We start from the raw sequence: 17,685 nt of genomic DNA on the forward strand, positions 1-17,685 counted from the left end.
TCAGCCCATGAAAAAAATCGAAGCTGTCATCAAACCGTTCAAGCTTGACGAAGTGCGCGAGGCCCTGTCCGAAATCGGTATCGCTGGCCTGACCGTCACCGAAGTCAAGGGCTTCGGTCGCCAGAAGGGGCACACCGAGCTGTACCGTGGCGCCGAATACGTGGTCGATTTCCTGCCCAAGATCAAGATCGAGATCGTCGTCAATTCCGATCACGTCGATGCCGCCATCGAGGCCATCATCAAGGCGGCACGCACCGGCAAGATCGGCGACGGCAAGATTTTCGTCACGACGGTCGAGCAGGTGGTGCGCATTCGTACCGGCGAAACGAACGAAGCAGCGATCTGATCGCTGCCTTCCGGCCGAAGATCGCATTCCTGCGGTCAACCGGAAAAAATGGCCAAAAATGAAAAGGGCAGCTTCGGCTGCCCTTCGTTATTTCTGGTTGCGCAGCAGAACGATCAGCGCGCCTTCGCCGCCATCGGGCGGCTTGGCCTGGCAATAGGCCAGCACTTCCTGGCGTTGGGCCAGCCAGCCGCGCACGAGCTGGCGCAGGATGGAGGTTTTCTGCGGCGAACCCAGACCCTTGCCATGCACGACCCGGACGCAGCGCTTGCCATGGTGCAGGCATTCAGCCAGAAAGCCGGCGAGCAGATGCCGCGCTTGATCCCGGTTCAGGCCATGCAGGTCGATTTCATCCTGGATCACCCAGCGCCCACGGCGCAGGTCGCGCAGGACGTTCTGAGCCAGTCCGGTGCGCAAATAATGCGGTTCGTCACCGCCTTCCAGGCGATCCTGCAGGCCGATAAAGCCGTGCAGGCTTTCATGCAGGGCGGCCTGTTCGTCGGCAAGATGCTGGAGTGGGCGGGGCGGCGGTGGCCGTTTGCCGTGCTCGACGAGATTGGGCGGGGGGAGCGGCTGGACGCCGGTCATTGCGGCACGGAATTCGGCCTGGACTGGATCGTGCGTGGCTGGCGGCTTCGCTTCGGCGGGAATATTCCAGTGCGCCGGCAAAGCTTCCTGGCGCGGCTTTTTCCGCTCGACTGACTTTTTTTCGCTGACCGATGGCCGGGGTGGTACTGCCGGCTTCGGCTTGTTCAGCTGAACGCGATTGACCGGCGGCAGTGGCTTGATATCGGCCACTTCCGCCTGGAAGGCAGCGAGGTCTTCCGGGTCGATCAAATTCAGGCGAGCGCGTCGAGGTAACGCTCGGCGTCGAGCGCCGCCATGCAGCCGGTGCCGGCCGAGATGCAGGCTTGCTTGTAGATCTGGTCGGCGACGTCACCGGCGGCGAAAACCCCAGGGATGCTGGTTTGCGTCGCATTGCCTTTGAGACCGGCCTCGGTGATCAGGTAGCCGCCATCCATTTTCAGCTGGCCGGCGAACATGTCGGTGTTCGGCTTGTGGCCGATGGCGATGAAGACACCGTGCACATCGAGGTTCTGCGTGGCGCCGCTTTGCGTGTTTTTGATGCGCAGGCCGGTGACGCCGGAATCGTCACCGAGCACTTCGTCCACGGCGTTGTTGTAAAGAATGGTGATCTTGCCGGCCTTTTCCCTCTCGAACAGCTTGTCTTGCATGATCTTTTCGGCGCGGAATTTGTCGCGGCGGTGGATCAGTGTCACATGGCTGGCAATATTGGCCAGGTAGAGTGCTTCCTCGACAGCCGTATCTCCGCCGCCGACGACGGCGACCGGCTTGTTGCGGTAGAAGAAGCCGTCGCAGGTGGCGCAGGCCGAAACACCCTTGCCGGCGAACTTTTCCTCGGAGGGCAGGCCCAAGTACATGGCCGAAGCACCGGTGGCGATGATCAGGGCATCGCAGGTGTAGGTGCCGGCGTCGCCGATCAGCGTGAAGGGCTTTTCGGTCAATTTGGCGGTATGAATATGGTCGAAGACGATGTCTGTCTCAAAGCGGCGGGCGTGGGCTTCGAAGCGGGCCATCAGGTCAGGACCTTGGACGCCGTCGGCATCGGCTGGCCAGTTATCGACGTCGGTTGTGGTCATCAGCTGGCCGCCCTGGGCCATGCCGGTGATGAGCACTGGCTTGAGGTTGGCGCGGGCTGCATAGACGGCGGCGGTGTAGCCGGCAGGGCCGGAACCGAGAATGATGAGCGGATTGTGGCGGGCGTTTTGGGACATGGACATCCTCTTGGGTGATTAATGGGAAAATTATAGCGTTCTCTGAGCCTGCAAATTTTCCGAAGTTCCTATGTAATTTGGGAAAGCGGTTTATAATTATTTCGTAACTCTATGAACGGAAACTGATTTATGTCAGCAACTCCATGTGGTTTGAGCTTGGTAGTCTTGCGCAATGTCCCCTTGTTTTCTGGGCTGGACGAGCATGAACTGGAAAAACTCTCCAGGGTTGCCGGGCGCAAGCGTGCCGAACGTGGCGCTTCTGTCGTGCGGGCCGGCGACAGTACGGATTCTCTGTATGTCCTGATCAGCGGGCGGGCGAAAGTCACCAATACCGACGAAGAAGGTCGCGAGATCATTCTGGCCTGGCTTGGCCCAGGCGAGTTTTTTGGTGAAATGGGTCTGATCGACGGCAGCCCGCGTTCGGCCAATGTGGTCGCCGCCGAGCCCTGCGAGTTGCTGTTTCTCGACAAGGACTCGCTGCAGCGTTGCATGCAGGATAATTTCCAGGTCGCCCAGAAGCTCATGAAGATTCTTGTCCTGCGTTTGCGCGAGGCTGATCGCAAGATCGAAAGCCTGGCCCTGCTCGACGTTTATGGCCGTGTAGCCCGTCTTCTGCTCGATATGTCGGAGGTCGTGGAAGGCAATCGTGTGGTGAAGAAAAAGATGTCGAAGCAGGATATGGCGAAAATGATTGGAGCATCGCGCGAAATGGTCAGCAAGGTCATGCGCGATCTGGAATTGAGCGGTTACATCCGTTACGAGAATGACATTCTGGTCATTCCCGGAGTCGCTTGACAGTGGGGGCACGGATGGTGAATCGGGCGGCGGCGCCTAGCCCGCTGCCGGAAAAGATTGGCACACTGCTGCAGGAATCGCGCTGGTTGGGCGTTGGTGCCGTTGCCTTGTTCCTGACCATGGCGCTGTGGGGATTCAGCAAGGAAGACCCGGGCTGGTCGCATGCCGTCGGCTCAGCCACCCTGCACAATCCGGCGGGGCGCGCCGGGGCGTGGATCGCCGATCTGATGCTATATATATTCGGGCTGTCCGCCTGGTGGTGGATCGTGCTGCTCGGCATGTTCGTCTGGTGGGGATTCCGTAAATATCATTCGCCCGAAGAGCACAAGCAGCACCCGCTGTTCATTGCGCTCGGTGGCTTTTCCTTCCTGCTGCTGGCTAGTTCAGCGCTCGAAGCCCTGCGCTTTTATTCGCTCAAGGCCGTGCTGCCGCTGGCGCCGGGTGGCATGCTCGGCATTGAGCTTGGCCGCGTGTTGTCCACCCAGTTTGGCTACACCGGCTCGACGTTGTTCCTGCTCGCTGTCATGGCGGCTGGCTGGAGCATATTCTCTGGTATGTCCTGGGTCTGGGCTTTCGAGCAACTTGGCGTCTTTCTCGAAACTTTCCTCGGCTTCTTCTACGGCCGAGTCGATGCCTGGCGTGACCGGCAGATCGGCAAGGAAGTCGCGCAGAAGCGGGAAGTCGTCGTCAAGGAAGAAAAGCAGCGCGTCGAATTGCACGATCCGATCATCATCGAAACACCGCCGCCCGAAGTGCCGGTGTCAAAAAAAGCCGAAGCGCGCATCGAGCGCGAAAAGCAGGTGGCGCTCTTCCCCGAGGCGATCTTCGGTGGCCAGTTGCCGCCGCTGCATCTGCTCGACCCGGCGCCGCCGGCCACCGAGACGGTCAGTGCCGAAACCCTCGAGTACACCTCGCGCCTGATCGAGCGCAAGCTCGCCGACTTCGGCGTTCAGGTGAAAGTGCTGGCGGCCATGCCCGGCCCGGTCATCACGCGCTATGAAATCGAGCCGGCGGTGGGCGTCAAGGGCGCCCAGATCGTCAATCTGGCCCGCGATCTGGCCCGTGCCCTGGCCATGGTCTCGATCCGTGTCGTCGAAACGGTGCCCGGCAAGTCGTGCATGGCGCTCGAACTGCCCAATCCCAAGCGGCAGATGGTCAAACTGTCCGAGATCATCTCGAGCAAGCCGTACAACGACATGACCAGCCCGTTGACCGTCTGTCTCGGCAAGGACATCGGCGGTCTGCCGGTGGTTGCCGATCTGGCCAAGACGCCGCACCTGCTGGTCGCCGGGACGACCGGTTCGGGCAAGTCGGTCGGCGTCAATGCGATGATCCTGTCGATGCTCTACAAGGCCGAGCCGGATCAGGTGCGCCTCATCATGGTCGACCCGAAGATGCTGGAACTGTCGATCTACGAAGGCATCCCGCACCTCTTGGCGCCGGTTGTCACCGACATGAAGCAGGCAGCCAACGCGCTGCACTGGTGTGTCACCGAGATGGAAAAGCGCTACAAGCTCATGTCGGCGATGGGTGTGCGCAACATTGCCGGCCTCAATACCAAGATTCGCGACGCCGAGAAGCGCGGCGAACACATCCCCAACCCGTTGACGCTCACCCCGGAAACGCCGGAGCCGCTGAAAACGATGCCTTTCATCGTCGTCATCATCGACGAACTGGCTGACCTCATGATGGTTGTCGGCAAGAAGGTCGAAGAGCAGATCGCCCGTTTGGCCCAGAAGGCGCGCGCTTCCGGCATCCACCTCGTGCTGGCGACGCAGCGGCCGTCGGTCGACGTCATCACCGGCCTGATCAAGGCCAACATCCCGACCCGTCTGTCCTTCCAAGTGTCGAGCAAGATAGACTCACGGACCATCCTCGACCAGATGGGCGCCGAAGCGCTGCTCGGTCAGGGCGACATGCTTTATCTGGCACCGGGCACCGGCTATCCGACCCGCGTCCATGGCGCCTTCGTTTCCGATGACGAAGTGCATCGCGTCGTCGAACATTTGAAGGCGACCGGCGCACCGGAATACATCGAAGACATCCTTAACGGTTCCGGCGGCGATGACGAAGAGGGTGGCGAAGCGGGTGAGGGCGGTGGCGATGCCGAGAGCGATCAGCTCTACGATCAGGCCGTCGATATCGTGCTCAAGAACCAGCGCGCCTCGATTTCGCTCGTCCAGCGCCATCTGCGCATCGGCTACAACCGCTCGGCCCGGCTTATCGAGGCGATGGAAAAGGCCGGGCTGGTATCGACCATGGATGGCCGTGGTGGGCGCGAAGTGCTCATGAAAAAGCCGGCGGAGTGATTTTCTCCTGCAATTTGTTACACCCTGAAACAGCACGGCCCGCGCCAAACCGCTAAGCTTCAAATATGAAATTTGCCCAAAAATTCCGGTTGACCGTAGGACTCATGCTTTTTCCGCTGCTGGCACATGCCGGCGCGGTCGATCAGTTGCATGATTTCCTCAAAAGCACGCGCACCCTGAAAGCCGACTTCTCGCAGATGGTCATCGGCAAGAATGGCCGCAAGCCGCAGCAGTCTTCAGGTACCGTCGCCATTTCGCGGCCGGGCAAGCTGCGCTGGGAGATTTTGAAGCCGTATCCCCAACTGGTTGTCGGCGACGGCGAGAAAGTCTGGATTCATGATCCCGATCTGCAGCAGGTCACCGTGCGCAAGGCGGGCCAAGCCATCGGCGGTTCGCCGGCGGCGCTGCTCTCCGGCAGCAACGAGCTGGAAAAGAACTTCACGCTCAAGGAAGCCGGCGAAGCCGAAGGCCTGGCTTGGGTCGAAGCCACCCCGAAGGCTGGCGACAGCGGCTTTGAGGCGGTTCGTCTCGGGTTTGCCGGCAACGACCTCAAAGCTATGGAGTTGCAGGACAGCTTCGGCCAGACAACGCATATTCGCTTCAACAAGATCGAACGCAACCCCGCTTTGCCGGCCAGCACCTTCAAGTTCACCCCGCCAGCCGGTGCTGATGTGGTGGGTGAGTAAGCCCGTCGGGAACGCAGGATTTCCACGGTCAACCGTAAAAAACCGCCAAAATTGAAAGGTTGTGGGGGCTCGCTTACTGCATCGAATGCAGGCCGATCATCGTCCCTTCCGTGTCAACGACCAGCGCGATAAAACCGTACTGACCGATGGCCATTTTTTCCTTGTGGATTTTGCCACCAGCCTTGACGGCTTTTGCCGCCTGCACGGCACAATCGGCACAGCTGAAATAGACCAGAACGCTGTTGTCGCCTGAGCCGCATCCCTCCATTTTGACCAAGGCACCGGGTGCGCCGTAGCTATCCGGCTGCATCGGGAAGGCCCACATTTCCAAGCCTGGCGGGCTTTCCAGCCGGGTCAGTTCAACGTCGAAAACCGCCTGATAGAAGGCTTTCGCGCGCTCCATTTCCTGGATGTAAATTTCAAACCAGCCAACCGGATTGTTCATGATTACCTCCGTATTCAGATAGATCGACCATCGAATTCAGTGACCGGAATGGATGTCAGATCGAGACCTTCGATACAACGCAGATTGATCGCAGCCATGCTTCTCCCCTTGGGATCGACGCCTTCTGCATAGGGATGAATGCCGCAGGTCGGGCAGAAGCGGTGCTGGATGACATGCTTGTTGAAGGTGTAGGTGCTGGCCGCGTCTTCCGGTGTCAGCAGGGTCAGTTTCTCGCGCGGCAGGAACCAGAGCAGTGAGCCCTTGCGCGAACAGATCGAGCAATTGCAGGCAACGGCGCCCTCAATATCACCTTCCAGTTCGAACGCTACCTTGCCGCAGTGACAGCTTCCTTTGTAGATCATCGATGCGTCTCCTCGTTGAAGTTCAGCCGCCAGTCAACATTGAAAGCCGGATTGCCGGGCAGGTAAAGGCGAATGGCATAGTCCGGCGCTGGTTTGAGCGCGCGGAGGCCTACTGGTTCCATGTCTGACCGGATTTTTTGGGGCAAATATCCGGCGACGAAACCATTGATCAGGCGAAACGAAAAACGTGGCTTTCCGGCGTCAGTTCGCGTTGCCAGACGGTCAGGCCGGGCGGCTTGAGCCATAGCGTCCAGCCGTGCTGGACGTTGCGGAAAGCCTCGTCGACGCCCTTGAATACCTGCGGCGTCAGGATGGCCAGGCAATTGCCTTCAGGATGGCGCACCGACTGGTAGCGGATCAGTTCGATGCCGGTCTGACGGGCGGTTCCGGCGATTTTCTGGGTGGCGCTGTAGTCGGCCGGATCGGTCCAGATGGCATGGTCGGCGACGAGTGGCCGCTGGGTCAGGTCGAGCATGTGCGGCGTGGCGCCGTGGAATTCGAAGAGGGTGATTGGGATCGACGCTTCGCGCTTGGCCAGGCCTTCGCTGTCCAGCCAGAAACGCAGGCGCCAGTAGCCGCATTCGGCGCAGGCGGTTTTTTCCTCATCGGCGCCGTAGAACACGCCGGGATCTGTTCGTGCCCGGAAACGCGAGCCGGAGGGCGGTTTCGGCCAGTAGCGAAAAGGAGTGGCGAGCAACCAGTGCAGGCCGTTCGCTTCACGCGGCAGGACGGGCTTGGCTTCTTCGAGAATATCTTCGAGCAACGACTGGTCGCCGAGATCGCCGTGCACCAGCGTCATCGTCGCTACCCGGTGCAGCGCCTCGACAGCGCGCCAACCCTTGCCCGACCAAGGCCGGGCTTCAGACGCGAGCGCGGTGGGCGTCCAGGTATTCGCAGACATGGAGCAGGCCTTCGACGCGTTTGACGACTTCCAGTGGGTGGCGGTTGTCGAAAGCCTGGTTGCCGGACTTGAGCCAGCTCCGGGCCAGATCGTCGTTGCCGCCGACCAGCGAGGAAATCGATCGGTAGAGACGGACGAAATGGGCCGAAAGCTCCCAGGTCTTGCTGCCTTCCGGGATGAAATATTTGCCGTTGAGCAGGCGCGAGGCCGAAGGCTGGCTCGTGCCGATTATGGCGTTGAGGTCGGTGGAACCCAGCCCGAGGCGTCTGGCGGCTTCAACCACGGCCGTCGACAGAACGCGAGAGCGGTCGGAGAGCGGGTTGGCTTGCAGGGCAGTCGGCATGATGGCGTTTCGTGATGGGTCTTGTATTTATTCTATAGAATAAATTGAAAATTAAAAGTTGTTTTTGAATAAACGAGCGCCCGATGTAGCGAGGGTGGCTTTGCGACGATCGGCGTAGAATTTACGCCATGAAATTACTGATGATTGCCTTCATTGGCTTGGCGGGCTGTTCGTCGTGGCACTGGGAAAAGCGTGGGGCGCTCGACGGCGAGTACACGCGCGACGAAATCTTCTGCAAGCAGCAGGTTTACACCACCGCCGACGGCGTGGTCACCAATGCCAGCGTGCGCCGGATGCATGCCTGCATGCAGGCGAAGGGCTGGCAGAAGGTCGATAACTGAGCGTCTCCGCTCAGGATTGAGGTCGTCCTACTCGATGCTCAGGCTGCGGATCCAGCGCGAATCCGGCGGGATTTCGCTGCGATCGCCCGGACCGTAAGGCGGAATCGAGGTGTCGGCCGGCGGGGCGCCGATCTGGACGAGATCGACGGCTTGCGGCGTGCCGACGATGCCTTTTTCAGTCAGGACCATCTCGTAGTAAAGGCCGTTCCACAGCCGGGCGCCGAAATCCTTGGGCTGCTTGTAGAGAAAGAGCAGCGAATGCTCCAGCCAGCGCAGGTCTTTTCGGCTCACCGTGCCCGGATTGGCGTAGGGATAGGGCACGTGGCAATGAATTTCTTCGCCTTCCAGACATTTGAATTCCTTCATGGAGAGGAAGAAATCCTTGAGTTTGGCGTGGTCGAGATGGAGCTTGAAGCTGCTTTGTTCACCCTTGGGCGTGAAGTCTACATGGCCAATCACTATCGACTGGCCATCCCGGGTGTGCAGCTTGACGAGCTTGCTGCCACTCAGTTCCCAGGCCGTGGCCGGTGTCGCCAGCGTGATGGCGACAAGCCCGCAGAACAGGCTGGCAAGCTGGCGCAGATTCTGGATCATGGTGTGGCCTCATCCGGAGTGGGGTCTGACCATGATACGTCGCTCGCGCCGGAAAAGGCTCAGTCGCTGGCGTGCTTTTCTTCGTCCATGACCCACAGCCGATGGGCGTCGAGCTGCAGGCGGTAGCGCAACTCAAGGGCTTCAAGCTGGATCAGGCGGGCCGCTAGCTGAGCTTCGTTGGCCAGCCGGCGGGCGGCGAGCAGGTCGTTGAGACTGCCTTCGCCGAGCTGGTAGGCGCGGGCGGTCATGTCGGCCGCCTGGCCGAGTCGCTCGGCGGCGCTGCGGCTGGCCTGCCAGGTCGAGAAGGCGGCGTTGGCCGACTGGTAGAGCATGGCCGATTCGGCGGTGATCTTTTGCGTGGTGAATGCTTCACGCCGACCGGCGACATCGGCGTGAGCGAGCGCCGCATCGGAACTGGCACGGCGGGCGCCACCGGGCAGCGGGATGCTGATGTAGGCGCCGAAAATCTGGTCTTCGCCGGCCCGTTCGCGGGAGACATGCAGGCCGATGGTCGGGTCGGGCATCCGGTCGCGGCTGGCCCGGCCGGCGACGATCTGGGCGCGCCGGGTTTCGCCGCGAGCGAGGTCTAGTTCGTGGCTGTGTTCGAGGATGGCGTTGATCCAGTCGGTTTCGTTACCGTCTATCGGTGTCGGCTCGGCAATCGTGTTCTCGGTGACCAGCGGCAGGCCCGGGTAGCGGCGGCGCAGGTCTTCGCCGGCTGTCTGCTGGCGCACCCTGGCCTGGGCGAGGGCGGCTTCGGCCTGGGCCAGCGCGGCTGCGGCCTGGATGGATTCGAGACGGGCGGCGTCGCCGAGTTGCTGGCGGCGTTGGATGCCCTTGGCCTGCTTGTCGAGGAGGGCCAATTGTTCGGCCCATTGCGCCGCGGAGGCGCTTTCCTTGAGCCAGACGAACCACGATTTGAGGAGGTTGCGGCTGGCTTCGTGCAGGGCGTCGCCGTGGGCTGTTTCGGCCAGCGCTACGCCGGCGGCGCCGAGTTCGCCGTCGAGCCGGCCTTTGCCGGGCAGGCGCAGCGGACGCTCGATGGCGGCGTTCCATTCGTTGAAACGTTCATCGGTGCCGGTGGCTGGCTTGCTCCGCCGTTGCTGGCCACCAAGGCGGACGTTCCATTCATACTGGCCGGCTTCGAGACGACTGCGGTTGGCTTCCTCGACGCGGACCTGGCCGGCGGCGGCCTGCACCGACAGGTTTGTCTGCAGGACGCGGGTGACGATTTCGGCCGGCGGCAGGTTGGGGGGCGCTGCGGCGGCGAATCCGGTGCCGCCGATGCCGCTGGTGCTGCCGACGCCGATTGCCACGGTCAACCGGAAAAAAAGGCCAATTTTCATAACCGCCCCATCTCGATGATTGGCACCAGCCAAAAGAAGATATTCGCTTTCGGCAGTTCGGCCTTGATCAGCGCCAGGACCGCGCGCATGGCTTCCTCCGTCCCGGCCAGTCGGATCTGCAGACGTGGCGAGTGGCCGCTGACCAGCTCAGCCGGTTCGACCAGGGGGACGACGGCGCCATGACCTTCGGCCATCGTGGCGGTAAAGCCGCGGACGAGATCGGGCCGTGAGAGCAGCAAGTCCTCGATGTGCTGGGCAACATCGTTGGGCATGGTGAGCGAAAGCAGGACATCAGCCATGGCGGCGACCCTCGGTAAAGGAGACGGTGGTTTTGACGCCGAAGCGGCGGAACAGGATGGGCAGCAGGACCAGGGTCAGCGCCGTCGAGGTGAGCAGGCCGCCGATGACGACGATGGCCAGCGGGCGTTGCACTTCCGAGCCGGGGCCGCTGGCGAAGAGCATCGGGACGAGGCCGAAGGCGGCGATGCTGGCGGTCATCAGCACCGGGCGGAGCCGGCGTTTGGCGCCCTCGACGACGACATCGCCGACGGCCATGCCGCGGGCCAGCAACTGGTTGAAGTAGGTGACCATGACGACGCCGTTGAGCACGGCAATGCCGAGCAGGGCGATGAAGCCGACCGAGGCCGGTACCGACAGGTATTCGCCCGAGATGAGCAGGCCGAAGACGCCGCCGATCATGGCGAACGGCACGTTGGAAAGAACCAGCAGGGCCTGGCGCACCGAGCGGAAGGTCGAGAAGAGCAGGAAGAAGATCAGCGCCAGCGCCACCGGGACGACGACCATGAGGCGGGCGGCGGCCCGTTGCTGGTTTTCGAACTGGCCGCCCCAGGCCAGCCGGTAGCCGGCCGGCAGCTTGATGTCGCGGCCGACGGCGGCCTTGGCATCGTCGACGAAGCCGACCAGGTCGCGGTCCCGGACATTGGACTGGACGACGACGTAACGCTGGGCGTTTTCGCGGTCGACCTTGACCGGGCCATCGATGCGGCCGATTTTGGCAACGCTGGCCAGTGGCACGCTGCCGCCGCCTGGCAGGCTCAGGCGCAGGGCTTCGAAATCGGCCGGCGAGTTGAGCAGGCTGGCCGGGCCGCGCAGGACGACCGGGACGCGCCGGCCCTGTTCGATGACGACGCCGACATTGCGGCCTTCGAGCAGGGATTTGAGGTCGTTCTGGATGTCATCGACGTTGAGCCCGAAGCGGCCGGCAGCCAGGCGGTCGACAGCAATCTTGAGGTACTGCACGCCGTCATTCTTGAGCGTGAAGGTGTCTTCGGCTCCTGGCACTTTCTTGATCACCGCGACGATTTCGTTCGACAGATGGTTCAGCGTCGCCAGATCGGGGCCAAAAACCTTGATGGCCAGATCGCCGCGCACGCCGGTCAGCATTTCCGACACGCGCATGTCGATCGGCTGCGTGAACGAGAAGCCGATGCCGGGGAAGTCGGCCATCACAGCGCGCAACTGGTCGGCCAGCCAGGCCGGATCCGGATTGCGCCAGGTGTCGCGGGGCTGGAGGACCATGAAGGTATCGGTCTGGTTGAGGCCCATCGGGTCGAGGCCGAGTTCGTCCGAGCCGGCGCGGGCGACGATGGACTTGATCTCCGGCACCTGCGCCAGGATCGCCTTCTGTACGGCGCTGTCGATGACGATGGTCTGGTCGATACTGATCGATGGCAGCTTTTCGAGCTGCATGATCATGTCGCCTTCGTCCATGGTCGGCATGAAGCTTTTGCCGAGCAGCAGGAAGGCACCGGCCGCCGCGGCCAGCGCGATGGTGGCGGCGATCATGAAGGTACGGCTGTTGGCCAGCGCGGTGCTCAGCGTGCGGTCGTAGAGGGCGGCCAGCTTCCTGACCAGCCACGGCTCGTGATGCACGCCGCGCTTGATCAGGTAGGAGGCGAGCACCGGCACGACGGTCAGCGACAGCAGCAGCGACGAGGCCAGGGCGAAGACGATGGTCAGCGCCACCGGCCCGAACATCTTGCCCTCCAGCCCCTGCAGCGTGAGTAGCGGCAGGAAGACGATGATGATGATGACGATGCCTGAAGTCACCGGCGACGCCACTTCGCGTGACGCCCGGTAGATCAGGTGCAGCGTTGGCAGGTTTTCCTGCGCCTCGGCTAGCTGGCTCTCGACGTTTTCGACGACGACGACGGCGGCATCGACCAGCATGCCGATGGCGATGGCCAGACCACCAAGGCTCATGAGGTTGGCCGACAGGCCGTACATGCGCATCAGAATGAAGGTGGCGAGCGCCGACAGCGGCAGCATCAGGGCAACGACCAGCGCGGCACGCAGGTTGCCGAGGAAGGCGAGCAGGAGCAGCACGACGAGCACAATGGCTTCGAGCAGCGCCTTGGAGACGGTGCCGACGGCGCGGCCGACCAGATTGCTCCGGTCGTAGAAGGCTTCGACGGTGACGCCGGCGGGCAGGGTCGGCGCAATCTCGGCCAGCCGCGCCTTGACGCCAGCCACTACCTGTTGCGCATTGGCGCCACGCAGGCCGAGGACCAGGCCCTGCACCGCCTCGCCCTGGCCACTCTTGGTTACCGCGCCGTAGCGGGTCAGGGCGCCGAGGCGGACTTCGGCGACGTCGGAGATGCGTACCACGGTGCCGTCTTTTGCTTGCAAAACAATCGATTTGACGTCGTCCACCGTGGCAATCGCCCCTTCGGCGCGAACCAGCAGGGATTCCTCGCCGTCGTTGAGGCGGCCGGCGCCATCGTTGCGGTTGTTGGCTTCGAGGACGGCCTGCAGATCCTTGAGCGCCAGGCCGCGGGCCGCCAGACTTTGCGGATTGGGCACCACCTCGAAGGTACGCACCTCGCCGCCCAGACTATTGACGTCGGCGACGCCGGGCACGGTGCGCAGTTGCGGGCGGATCACCCAGTCGAGCAGGGCGCGCTTGTCGGCCAGCGAGAGGTCGCCCTCGATGGTGAACATGAACATTTCGCCAAGCGGCGTGGTGATCGGCGCCATGCCGCCGGTCGCACCGGGCGGCAGGTTGCCCATCGCCGCAGCGAGGCGCTCGCCGACCTGCTGGCGGGCCCAGTAGATGTCGGTGCCGTCCTCGAAATCGAGGGTGATGTCAGTCAGCGCGTACTTGGACACCGAGCGCAGCAGCTTCTGGTGCGGGATGCCAAGCAGTTCCTGCTCGACCGGCACGGCGAGGCGCATTTCGACCTCTTCCGGCGTCATCCCGGGGGCTTTCAGGATGATCTTGACCTGCGTTGTCGACACGTCCGGGAAGGCGTCGATGGGCAGGCCGAGAAACGCCTGCACGCCGGCACCGATCAGCATGACGGTGAGGACCAGCACCAACAGGCGCTGGGTCAGCGAAAAACGGATCAGGGCGTCCAACATTATTCGGCACCAACGCCGGTGAGCAGGGCCTTGAGGCCGGAGACGCCCTTGATGGCGACCTTCTCGCCGGCCTTGACGCCGTCCACCGTGACGCTGTCGCCGCCCTGGCTGACAACGCGGACCGGGCGGGCTTCAAAGACGACACCCTTGTCATCACTGGAAGTCTGGACGAAGGCGAAGGTCTTGCCCACATTGCGGGCCAGCGCCGCGGCGGGCAGTCGCTGCTGCTGGCCGGCCAGGGCGGCGACTTCGACTTCGATGACCTGGCCGGGGCGCAGCGTTTCGGCACCCTTGCCGACTTCGGCACGCAGCAGCACGGTCTGGCTGGCCGGATCGACGGCGCGGCCGATGGCGATCAGCTTGCCGGTTACCTCGCTGTTGGCGATCTTCACTGCGCTGCCTTCGCGCAGCGTCGCGGCGATGGCGACCGGGGCCTGGATTTCCAGCCACAGCGGGCTGAGTTTTGCGATGCGGTAGATCAGCGCCGAGGTTTCGACGCGCTGGCCGAGCTGGGCGCCCTGTTCGAGTACGACGCCGTCAATGGGGGCGGTCAGCGCCAGTTTGCCGCCCAGCTTGCCGGCCGTGCCACCAGCTAGGGCCAGGCCCTGACGGCGTTCGCTGGCTTGCGCGCCTGCCTGGGCGGCGGCGGCGCGGGTGGCCTGCAGCCGGCTTTCGGCGATCAGGCCTTCGGCAAAGAGTTGTTCATCGCGCTTCAGATTCTGTTGCATCAGAGAGGACTGGCTGCCGGCCTGCAGCGCATCGCGTTGCAGTTCGAGGGCTTGCTGGCTGCTCAGATGGGCGACGACCTGGCCGCGCTTGACGGTCGAGCCGGGCGCCACAGCAAGCATCTCGACCATGCCGCCAACCGGTGCGGCGACGACGCGCATCTGCTCATTGGGTACGCGGACCTGGGCCGGGAAACTGCCATTGCGACCGCCCGGCATCTCGCCGGCGACGGCCGTTTCAATGCCCAGCGACTTGAGTTGCGCCGGTTGCAGCGTCAGGCGGTTTTCCTGGGCCTGAAGCTGGTTTGCTACGGTCAACAGGAAAAAAAGGCCAAAAATGAAAGGGCGACGCGACATGGGATTTTTCCGTAACAGGTTTTTGTCAGTCTAGCCGGCCCAGCTTAAGCAGGAATTAAGGGAGGGCAAGGCGGGCGGATTACTTGAAGCGCTGCTTGAAATTGACTGGATCCAGCGCGTGCCGGGCCAGTAGCTTGTAGAACTCGGTGCGGTTGCGCTGGGCGATACGCGCGGCCTGCGAGACGTTTCCGGCGGTGTTTTGCAGCAGGCGGATCAGGTAGTCGCGTTCGAAATCACGGCGCGCGTCGTCGAGGGCAATCAGGCTGTCATCGTCGAAGTCGCGCATGGCCCGGCGAACGGTCGTTTCGGGGATGAGCTCGGTCAGGTTGCCGGTGGCGACCTGTTCGATGATGTTCTTCAGTTGTCGCACATTGCCCGGCCAGCTACCTTCCTCAAGGGCGAGCATGGCGGCGGGCGCCAGGGTTTTTCCCGGCGCCGCGCTGGCCAGAAAATGGGCCGCGAGCACGGGGATATCTTCGCAGCGCTCGCTCAGCGGTGGCACATGCAGAAGGGTGCGGCTCAGCAGGTAATACAGTTCGCTGCGAAAACGCCCTTCGGCCATCGACGAGTCGAGCCGGCGCGGACTGGCACCGATGACCTGCACATTGGCCGAATTGGGCTGCCGGGCCGACGATTCAAGGCGATGCAGCGGGTCGTCGCCCTGCAATTGCGCCAGCAACAAGGAAAACAGCCGGCCCTGGGCGATATGCGACAGGGCGCCGATATCCTGCAGATAGAGCACGCCGCCTTCGGCCTGGGCGCAGGCGCCCTGCGGATTGTTCGGATTGAGGATTTCTTCCAGTTCAGTTGCCGGGTAGTCGGTGCACGAGAGGCTCACGAAGGGCTGGCCGGCCCGTGGCCCGGCCAGGTGAATGGCCCGGGCAAGCGTTGTTTTCCCGGCCCCGGCGGGGCCGATCAGCAGGGTGGTCCGGTTTTCCTCGGCGACGCGCCGGGCTTGCCGCAACAATTCCTCCATCCGGATGCTGACGGTGATCAGGGCGGCGCGCCAGTTTGCCGTATCGAGCGCCGGCGAAAGGCGGATGGCATCGGTGACGCGGCGCAGCAGTTCCTGGCCGTCGAAGGGCTTGGTCAGGAAGCTGAAGACGCCGCGCCGGGTGGCGGCCACGGCATCCGGGATGGTCCCGTGGGCGGTCAGGATGATGACCGGCAAGGTCGGCGCCTCGGCCTGCAGATGATCGAACAGCGCCAAGCCATCCATTTTTTCCATGCGCAGGTCGGTGATCACCATTTGCGGGCGCTGTTCGCGGAAGCTGAGCAGTGCAGCTTCGCCCGATTCGGCAGCCGATACCTGGTAGCCGGCCGCACTCAGGCGCAGGCTGATCAGGTGGAGCATGTCCTGGTCGTCATCGACGATCAGGATGCGGGCGGCCTGCCCCGAAGCTTTCAACATGGCATGGACTCAGGCATCGGGGGCTTGTCTCAGGTGAGAAGCTTGCAGCGGCAGGACGACGCGAAAATGGGCGCCAGTTGAAGACGGCATCAATTTCAGTTCGCCCCGGTGCGCCAGGACGAATTCACGGGCAATCGCCAGTCCCAGGCCGACACCGGCGATGTCGCGTGACGCACTGCTGCGATAGAAGGGCTCGAAAATCCGGGACGCATCACGCTCGGCGACGCCAGGGCCCTGATCCTCGACATCAAGCCAGGCCTTCGACGCATCATGGCTGAGCAATACCTTGATCAGCCCATTGCCCGGTGAAAACTTGAGGGCGTTGGCGAGCAGGTTGTGAACAACAGTAAGCAGGGCTTCGCGCCCGGCGACGATCTCGGTTTCGGCCAGGCTGCAGGCGAACTGGACGCCGCGTTCCGCCGCAATCAGGCGGGTCGTTTCGACCACCTCGGCGATCAATTGATCGAAACGGAGTGTCTCGTAACCGATGCGCTCGGCCGCATGGCCGGCCTGTTGCAGGCGGAGCAGGCCCTCGATCAGATCCTGCAGGCGCCGGGAGTTGCTTTGCAGGATGCCGACAATCCGGCGCTGCTCGGGGGTCAGCGGGCCGGGCACTTCTTCGGCGAGCAGCGCGGCGCCTTCGTGCATGGCGGCGAGCGGCGTCTTCAGTTCGTGCGAGACATGGCGCAGGACTTGCGCCCGCTCTTCCTCCAGCGAGAGCAGGCGTCGCCGCAGCCACTCCAGCCAGCGCCCCAGCCAGCGCAGGTCGCCGGGCCCGCCGAGTTCGATGGCTTGCTGCAGGTTGCCTTTGCCGAGGCGGATGACCACCTTCTCAAAGCGGCCGATCAGTCGGGCGAGCAAGCTGCGGATCGCCCACAGGCAACACATTGCAATGAGCACGGCAAGGCCCGCTGCAAAGAGGAGGCGGGTGCGCAGGCTGTTCGATTCTTCGAGGAATCTCAATTGCTGGTGATCAAGGATTTCCCTGGCGTCGACGAGGGATTTCTGCGAACGCAGTTTGATCTCGGCGAGTGCGGCAGCCAGTACCTCGATCTTTTCGCCCTCGCGAACCTTCGTGTATGCCCTTCGCTCAAGGTCGAGCTGGGTGGCCAGTTCGCCAATCAACTCCTCGGGTAGCGGGGTCAGTTGCGCCAGCAATTCGACATTGCTTCTCCATTCGCCGCGAACCCGCGCGTAGTCGTTCAGCGAGTCGCTATCTTTCATCACCATGTGGCGGCGCAGGCTGCGCTCCATGTGCAGCACGTCTTCGGTGATTTCGCCGCGCAGCGACGATGAAGAGGTGGCTTGTTCGATGGCTTCCCGATAGCGATCGTTCAGGGTGTCGAGCTTGATGAACACATAGCCGGCAGCAATCAGCAAGGGCAACGCAAAGAGGATGTGGCCGAAGGTGATCAGCTGCAGGAAGGTGCGCGGGTAGCGTTTCATGGGGCCTATCGTATGTCATGGCGGCAACTTGCAAAAGTGTCGGGGGCGGACGACATCTATCGGAATTTATGCAAGCTGGGAAGATCGGTGCTGAGCTTTCGTGT

General features: G+C 62.7%; 18 protein-coding genes. 5 read left to right on the forward strand and 13 right to left on the reverse strand.

Features of this window, described 5'->3' with window-relative positions:
• The first annotated feature begins 7 nt into the window (after positions 1-7).
• A complete protein-coding gene (locus tag KI613_RS06920; RefSeq protein WP_226404492.1) occupies positions 8-346 on the forward strand; it encodes a P-II family nitrogen regulator in 339 nt (112 codons plus the stop codon).
• 87 nt (positions 347-433) lie between these two features.
• On the opposite strand, the gene KI613_RS06925 is transcribed toward KI613_RS06920, so the two are convergent.
• Both KI613_RS06925 and trxB read right to left on the reverse strand, forming a co-directional pair.
• Complete coding sequence (locus KI613_RS06925) at positions 434-1,180, reverse strand: Smr/MutS family protein (protein ID WP_226404493.1); 747 nt, start codon at positions 1,178-1,180, stop codon at positions 434-436.
• Positions 1,181-1,182: 2 nt separating this feature from the next.
• Positions 1,183-2,139, reverse strand: a complete 957-nt coding sequence (gene trxB, locus KI613_RS06930) for a thioredoxin-disulfide reductase (RefSeq protein WP_226404494.1) — start codon at positions 2,137-2,139, stop codon at positions 1,183-1,185.
• Positions 2,140-2,268: 129 nt separating this feature from the next.
• Here trxB and KI613_RS06935 point away from each other — a divergent pair, with 129 nt between their 5' ends.
• The 3 genes from KI613_RS06935 to lolA all read left to right on the forward strand — a co-directional run bounded on the left by KI613_RS06935 (position 2,269) and on the right by lolA (position 5,929).
• A complete protein-coding gene (locus KI613_RS06935) occupies positions 2,269-2,934 on the forward strand; it encodes a Crp/Fnr family transcriptional regulator (protein WP_226404495.1) in 666 nt (221 codons plus the stop codon).
• Positions 2,935-2,948: 14 nt separating this feature from the next.
• Complete coding sequence (locus KI613_RS06945; protein WP_310492827.1) at positions 2,949-5,243, forward strand: DNA translocase FtsK; 2,295 nt, start codon at positions 2,949-2,951, stop codon at positions 5,241-5,243.
• A 104-nt stretch (positions 5,244-5,347) separates the two neighbouring features.
• Positions 5,348-5,929: an outer membrane lipoprotein chaperone LolA gene (gene lolA, locus KI613_RS06950; protein ID WP_226404496.1), complete on the forward strand. Its 582-nt coding sequence runs from the start codon at positions 5,348-5,350 to the stop codon at positions 5,927-5,929.
• A gap of 73 nt (positions 5,930-6,002) precedes the next feature.
• Here lolA and KI613_RS06955 read toward each other — a convergent pair whose 3' ends face one another.
• The 4 genes from KI613_RS06955 to KI613_RS06970 all read right to left on the reverse strand — a co-directional run bounded on the left by KI613_RS06955 (position 6,003) and on the right by KI613_RS06970 (position 7,980).
• A complete protein-coding gene (locus tag KI613_RS06955; protein WP_226404498.1) occupies positions 6,003-6,374 on the reverse strand; it encodes a VOC family protein in 372 nt (123 codons plus the stop codon).
• A gap of 14 nt (positions 6,375-6,388) precedes the next feature.
• Positions 6,389-6,736, reverse strand: a complete 348-nt coding sequence (locus tag KI613_RS06960; RefSeq protein WP_226404500.1) for a GFA family protein — start codon at positions 6,734-6,736, stop codon at positions 6,389-6,391.
• Positions 6,737-6,905: 169 nt separating this feature from the next.
• Positions 6,906-7,637 (reverse strand): RES family NAD+ phosphorylase, encoded by a 732-nt coding sequence (locus tag KI613_RS06965; RefSeq protein WP_226404501.1) that lies wholly within the window; start codon positions 7,635-7,637, stop codon positions 6,906-6,908.
• Complete coding sequence (locus KI613_RS06970) at positions 7,597-7,980, reverse strand: MbcA/ParS/Xre antitoxin family protein (RefSeq protein WP_226404503.1); 384 nt, start codon at positions 7,978-7,980, stop codon at positions 7,597-7,599. Before KI613_RS06970 ends, KI613_RS06965 begins: the two co-directional genes overlap by 41 nt.
• 128 nt (positions 7,981-8,108) lie before the next feature.
• Between KI613_RS06970 and KI613_RS06975 the strand changes: the two genes are divergently transcribed.
• Positions 8,109-8,321, forward strand: a complete 213-nt coding sequence (locus KI613_RS06975) for a hypothetical protein (RefSeq protein WP_226404505.1) — start codon at positions 8,109-8,111, stop codon at positions 8,319-8,321.
• 27 nt (positions 8,322-8,348) lie between these two features.
• On the opposite strand, the gene KI613_RS06980 is transcribed toward KI613_RS06975, so the two are convergent.
• From KI613_RS06980 to KI613_RS07010, 7 genes are all read right to left on the reverse strand, one after another.
• On the reverse strand, positions 8,349-8,915 hold the full coding sequence (locus KI613_RS06980) for a hypothetical protein (protein ID WP_226404506.1): 567 nt from the start codon (positions 8,913-8,915) through the stop codon (positions 8,349-8,351).
• A gap of 59 nt (positions 8,916-8,974) precedes the next feature.
• The gene (locus KI613_RS06985) at positions 8,975-10,261 is read right to left on the reverse strand and encodes a TolC family protein (RefSeq protein WP_226404508.1); all 1,287 of its coding nucleotides are present in this window, start codon (positions 10,259-10,261) and stop codon (positions 8,975-8,977) included.
• Positions 10,258-10,560, reverse strand: coding sequence for a DUF3240 family protein (locus KI613_RS06990; protein WP_226404510.1), 303 nt, complete (start codon positions 10,558-10,560; stop codon positions 10,258-10,260). The genes KI613_RS06985 and KI613_RS06990 overlap by 4 nt, the downstream gene beginning before the upstream one ends.
• Entirely contained in the window at positions 10,553-13,642 is a 3,090-nt protein-coding gene (locus tag KI613_RS06995) for an efflux RND transporter permease subunit (protein ID WP_226404512.1), read from the reverse strand. The genes KI613_RS06990 and KI613_RS06995 overlap by 8 nt, the downstream gene beginning before the upstream one ends.
• Positions 13,642-14,724 (reverse strand): efflux RND transporter periplasmic adaptor subunit, encoded by a 1,083-nt coding sequence (locus KI613_RS07000; protein ID WP_226404514.1) that lies wholly within the window; start codon positions 14,722-14,724, stop codon positions 13,642-13,644. The genes KI613_RS06995 and KI613_RS07000 overlap by 1 nt, the downstream gene beginning before the upstream one ends.
• A 79-nt stretch (positions 14,725-14,803) precedes the next feature.
• Positions 14,804-16,135, reverse strand: coding sequence for a response regulator (locus KI613_RS07005; RefSeq protein WP_226404516.1), 1,332 nt, complete (start codon positions 16,133-16,135; stop codon positions 14,804-14,806).
• A gap of 9 nt (positions 16,136-16,144) precedes the next feature.
• A complete protein-coding gene (locus tag KI613_RS07010) occupies positions 16,145-17,581 on the reverse strand; it encodes a sensor histidine kinase (RefSeq protein WP_226404518.1) in 1,437 nt (478 codons plus the stop codon).
• Between the last annotated feature and the right edge of the window lie 104 nt (positions 17,582-17,685).

This window comes from Ferribacterium limneticum (genome assembly GCF_020510585.1).
Classification (GTDB): domain Bacteria; phylum Pseudomonadota; class Gammaproteobacteria; order Burkholderiales; family Rhodocyclaceae; genus Azonexus.

Bases quoted from the DNA above. Each gene is read 5' to 3' on its own strand.
- KI613_RS06920 (WP_226404492.1), top strand. From the start codon at position 8: ATGAAAAAAATCGAAGCTGTCATCAAACCGTTCAAGCTTGACGAAGTG.
- trxB (WP_226404494.1), bottom strand. From the start codon at position 2,139: ATGTCCCAAAACGCCCGCCACAATCCGCTCATCATTCTCGGTTCCGGC.
- KI613_RS06935 (WP_226404495.1), top strand. From the start codon at position 2,269: ATGTCAGCAACTCCATGTGGTTTGAGCTTGGTAGTCTTGCGCAATGTC.
- KI613_RS06945 (WP_310492827.1), top strand. From the start codon at position 2,949: ATGGTGAATCGGGCGGCGGCGCCTAGCCCGCTGCCGGAAAAGATTGGC.
- lolA (WP_226404496.1), top strand. From the start codon at position 5,348: ATGCTTTTTCCGCTGCTGGCACATGCCGGCGCGGTCGATCAGTTGCAT.
- KI613_RS06955 (WP_226404498.1), bottom strand. From the start codon at position 6,374: ATGAACAATCCGGTTGGCTGGTTTGAAATTTACATCCAGGAAATGGAG.
- KI613_RS06960 (WP_226404500.1), bottom strand. From the start codon at position 6,736: ATGATCTACAAAGGAAGCTGTCACTGCGGCAAGGTAGCGTTCGAACTG.
- KI613_RS06965 (WP_226404501.1), bottom strand. From the start codon at position 7,637: ATGTCTGCGAATACCTGGACGCCCACCGCGCTCGCGTCTGAAGCCCGG.
- KI613_RS06970 (WP_226404503.1), bottom strand. From the start codon at position 7,980: ATGCCGACTGCCCTGCAAGCCAACCCGCTCTCCGACCGCTCTCGCGTT.
- KI613_RS06975 (WP_226404505.1), top strand. From the start codon at position 8,109: ATGAAATTACTGATGATTGCCTTCATTGGCTTGGCGGGCTGTTCGTCG.
- KI613_RS06980 (WP_226404506.1), bottom strand. From the start codon at position 8,915: ATGATCCAGAATCTGCGCCAGCTTGCCAGCCTGTTCTGCGGGCTTGTC.
- KI613_RS06985 (WP_226404508.1), bottom strand. From the start codon at position 10,261: ATGAAAATTGGCCTTTTTTTCCGGTTGACCGTGGCAATCGGCGTCGGC.
- KI613_RS06990 (WP_226404510.1), bottom strand. From the start codon at position 10,560: ATGGCTGATGTCCTGCTTTCGCTCACCATGCCCAACGATGTTGCCCAG.
- KI613_RS06995 (WP_226404512.1), bottom strand. From the start codon at position 13,642: ATGTTGGACGCCCTGATCCGTTTTTCGCTGACCCAGCGCCTGTTGGTG.
- KI613_RS07000 (WP_226404514.1), bottom strand. From the start codon at position 14,724: ATGTCGCGTCGCCCTTTCATTTTTGGCCTTTTTTTCCTGTTGACCGTA.
- KI613_RS07005 (WP_226404516.1), bottom strand. From the start codon at position 16,135: ATGTTGAAAGCTTCGGGGCAGGCCGCCCGCATCCTGATCGTCGATGAC.
- KI613_RS07010 (WP_226404518.1), bottom strand. From the start codon at position 17,581: ATGAAACGCTACCCGCGCACCTTCCTGCAGCTGATCACCTTCGGCCAC.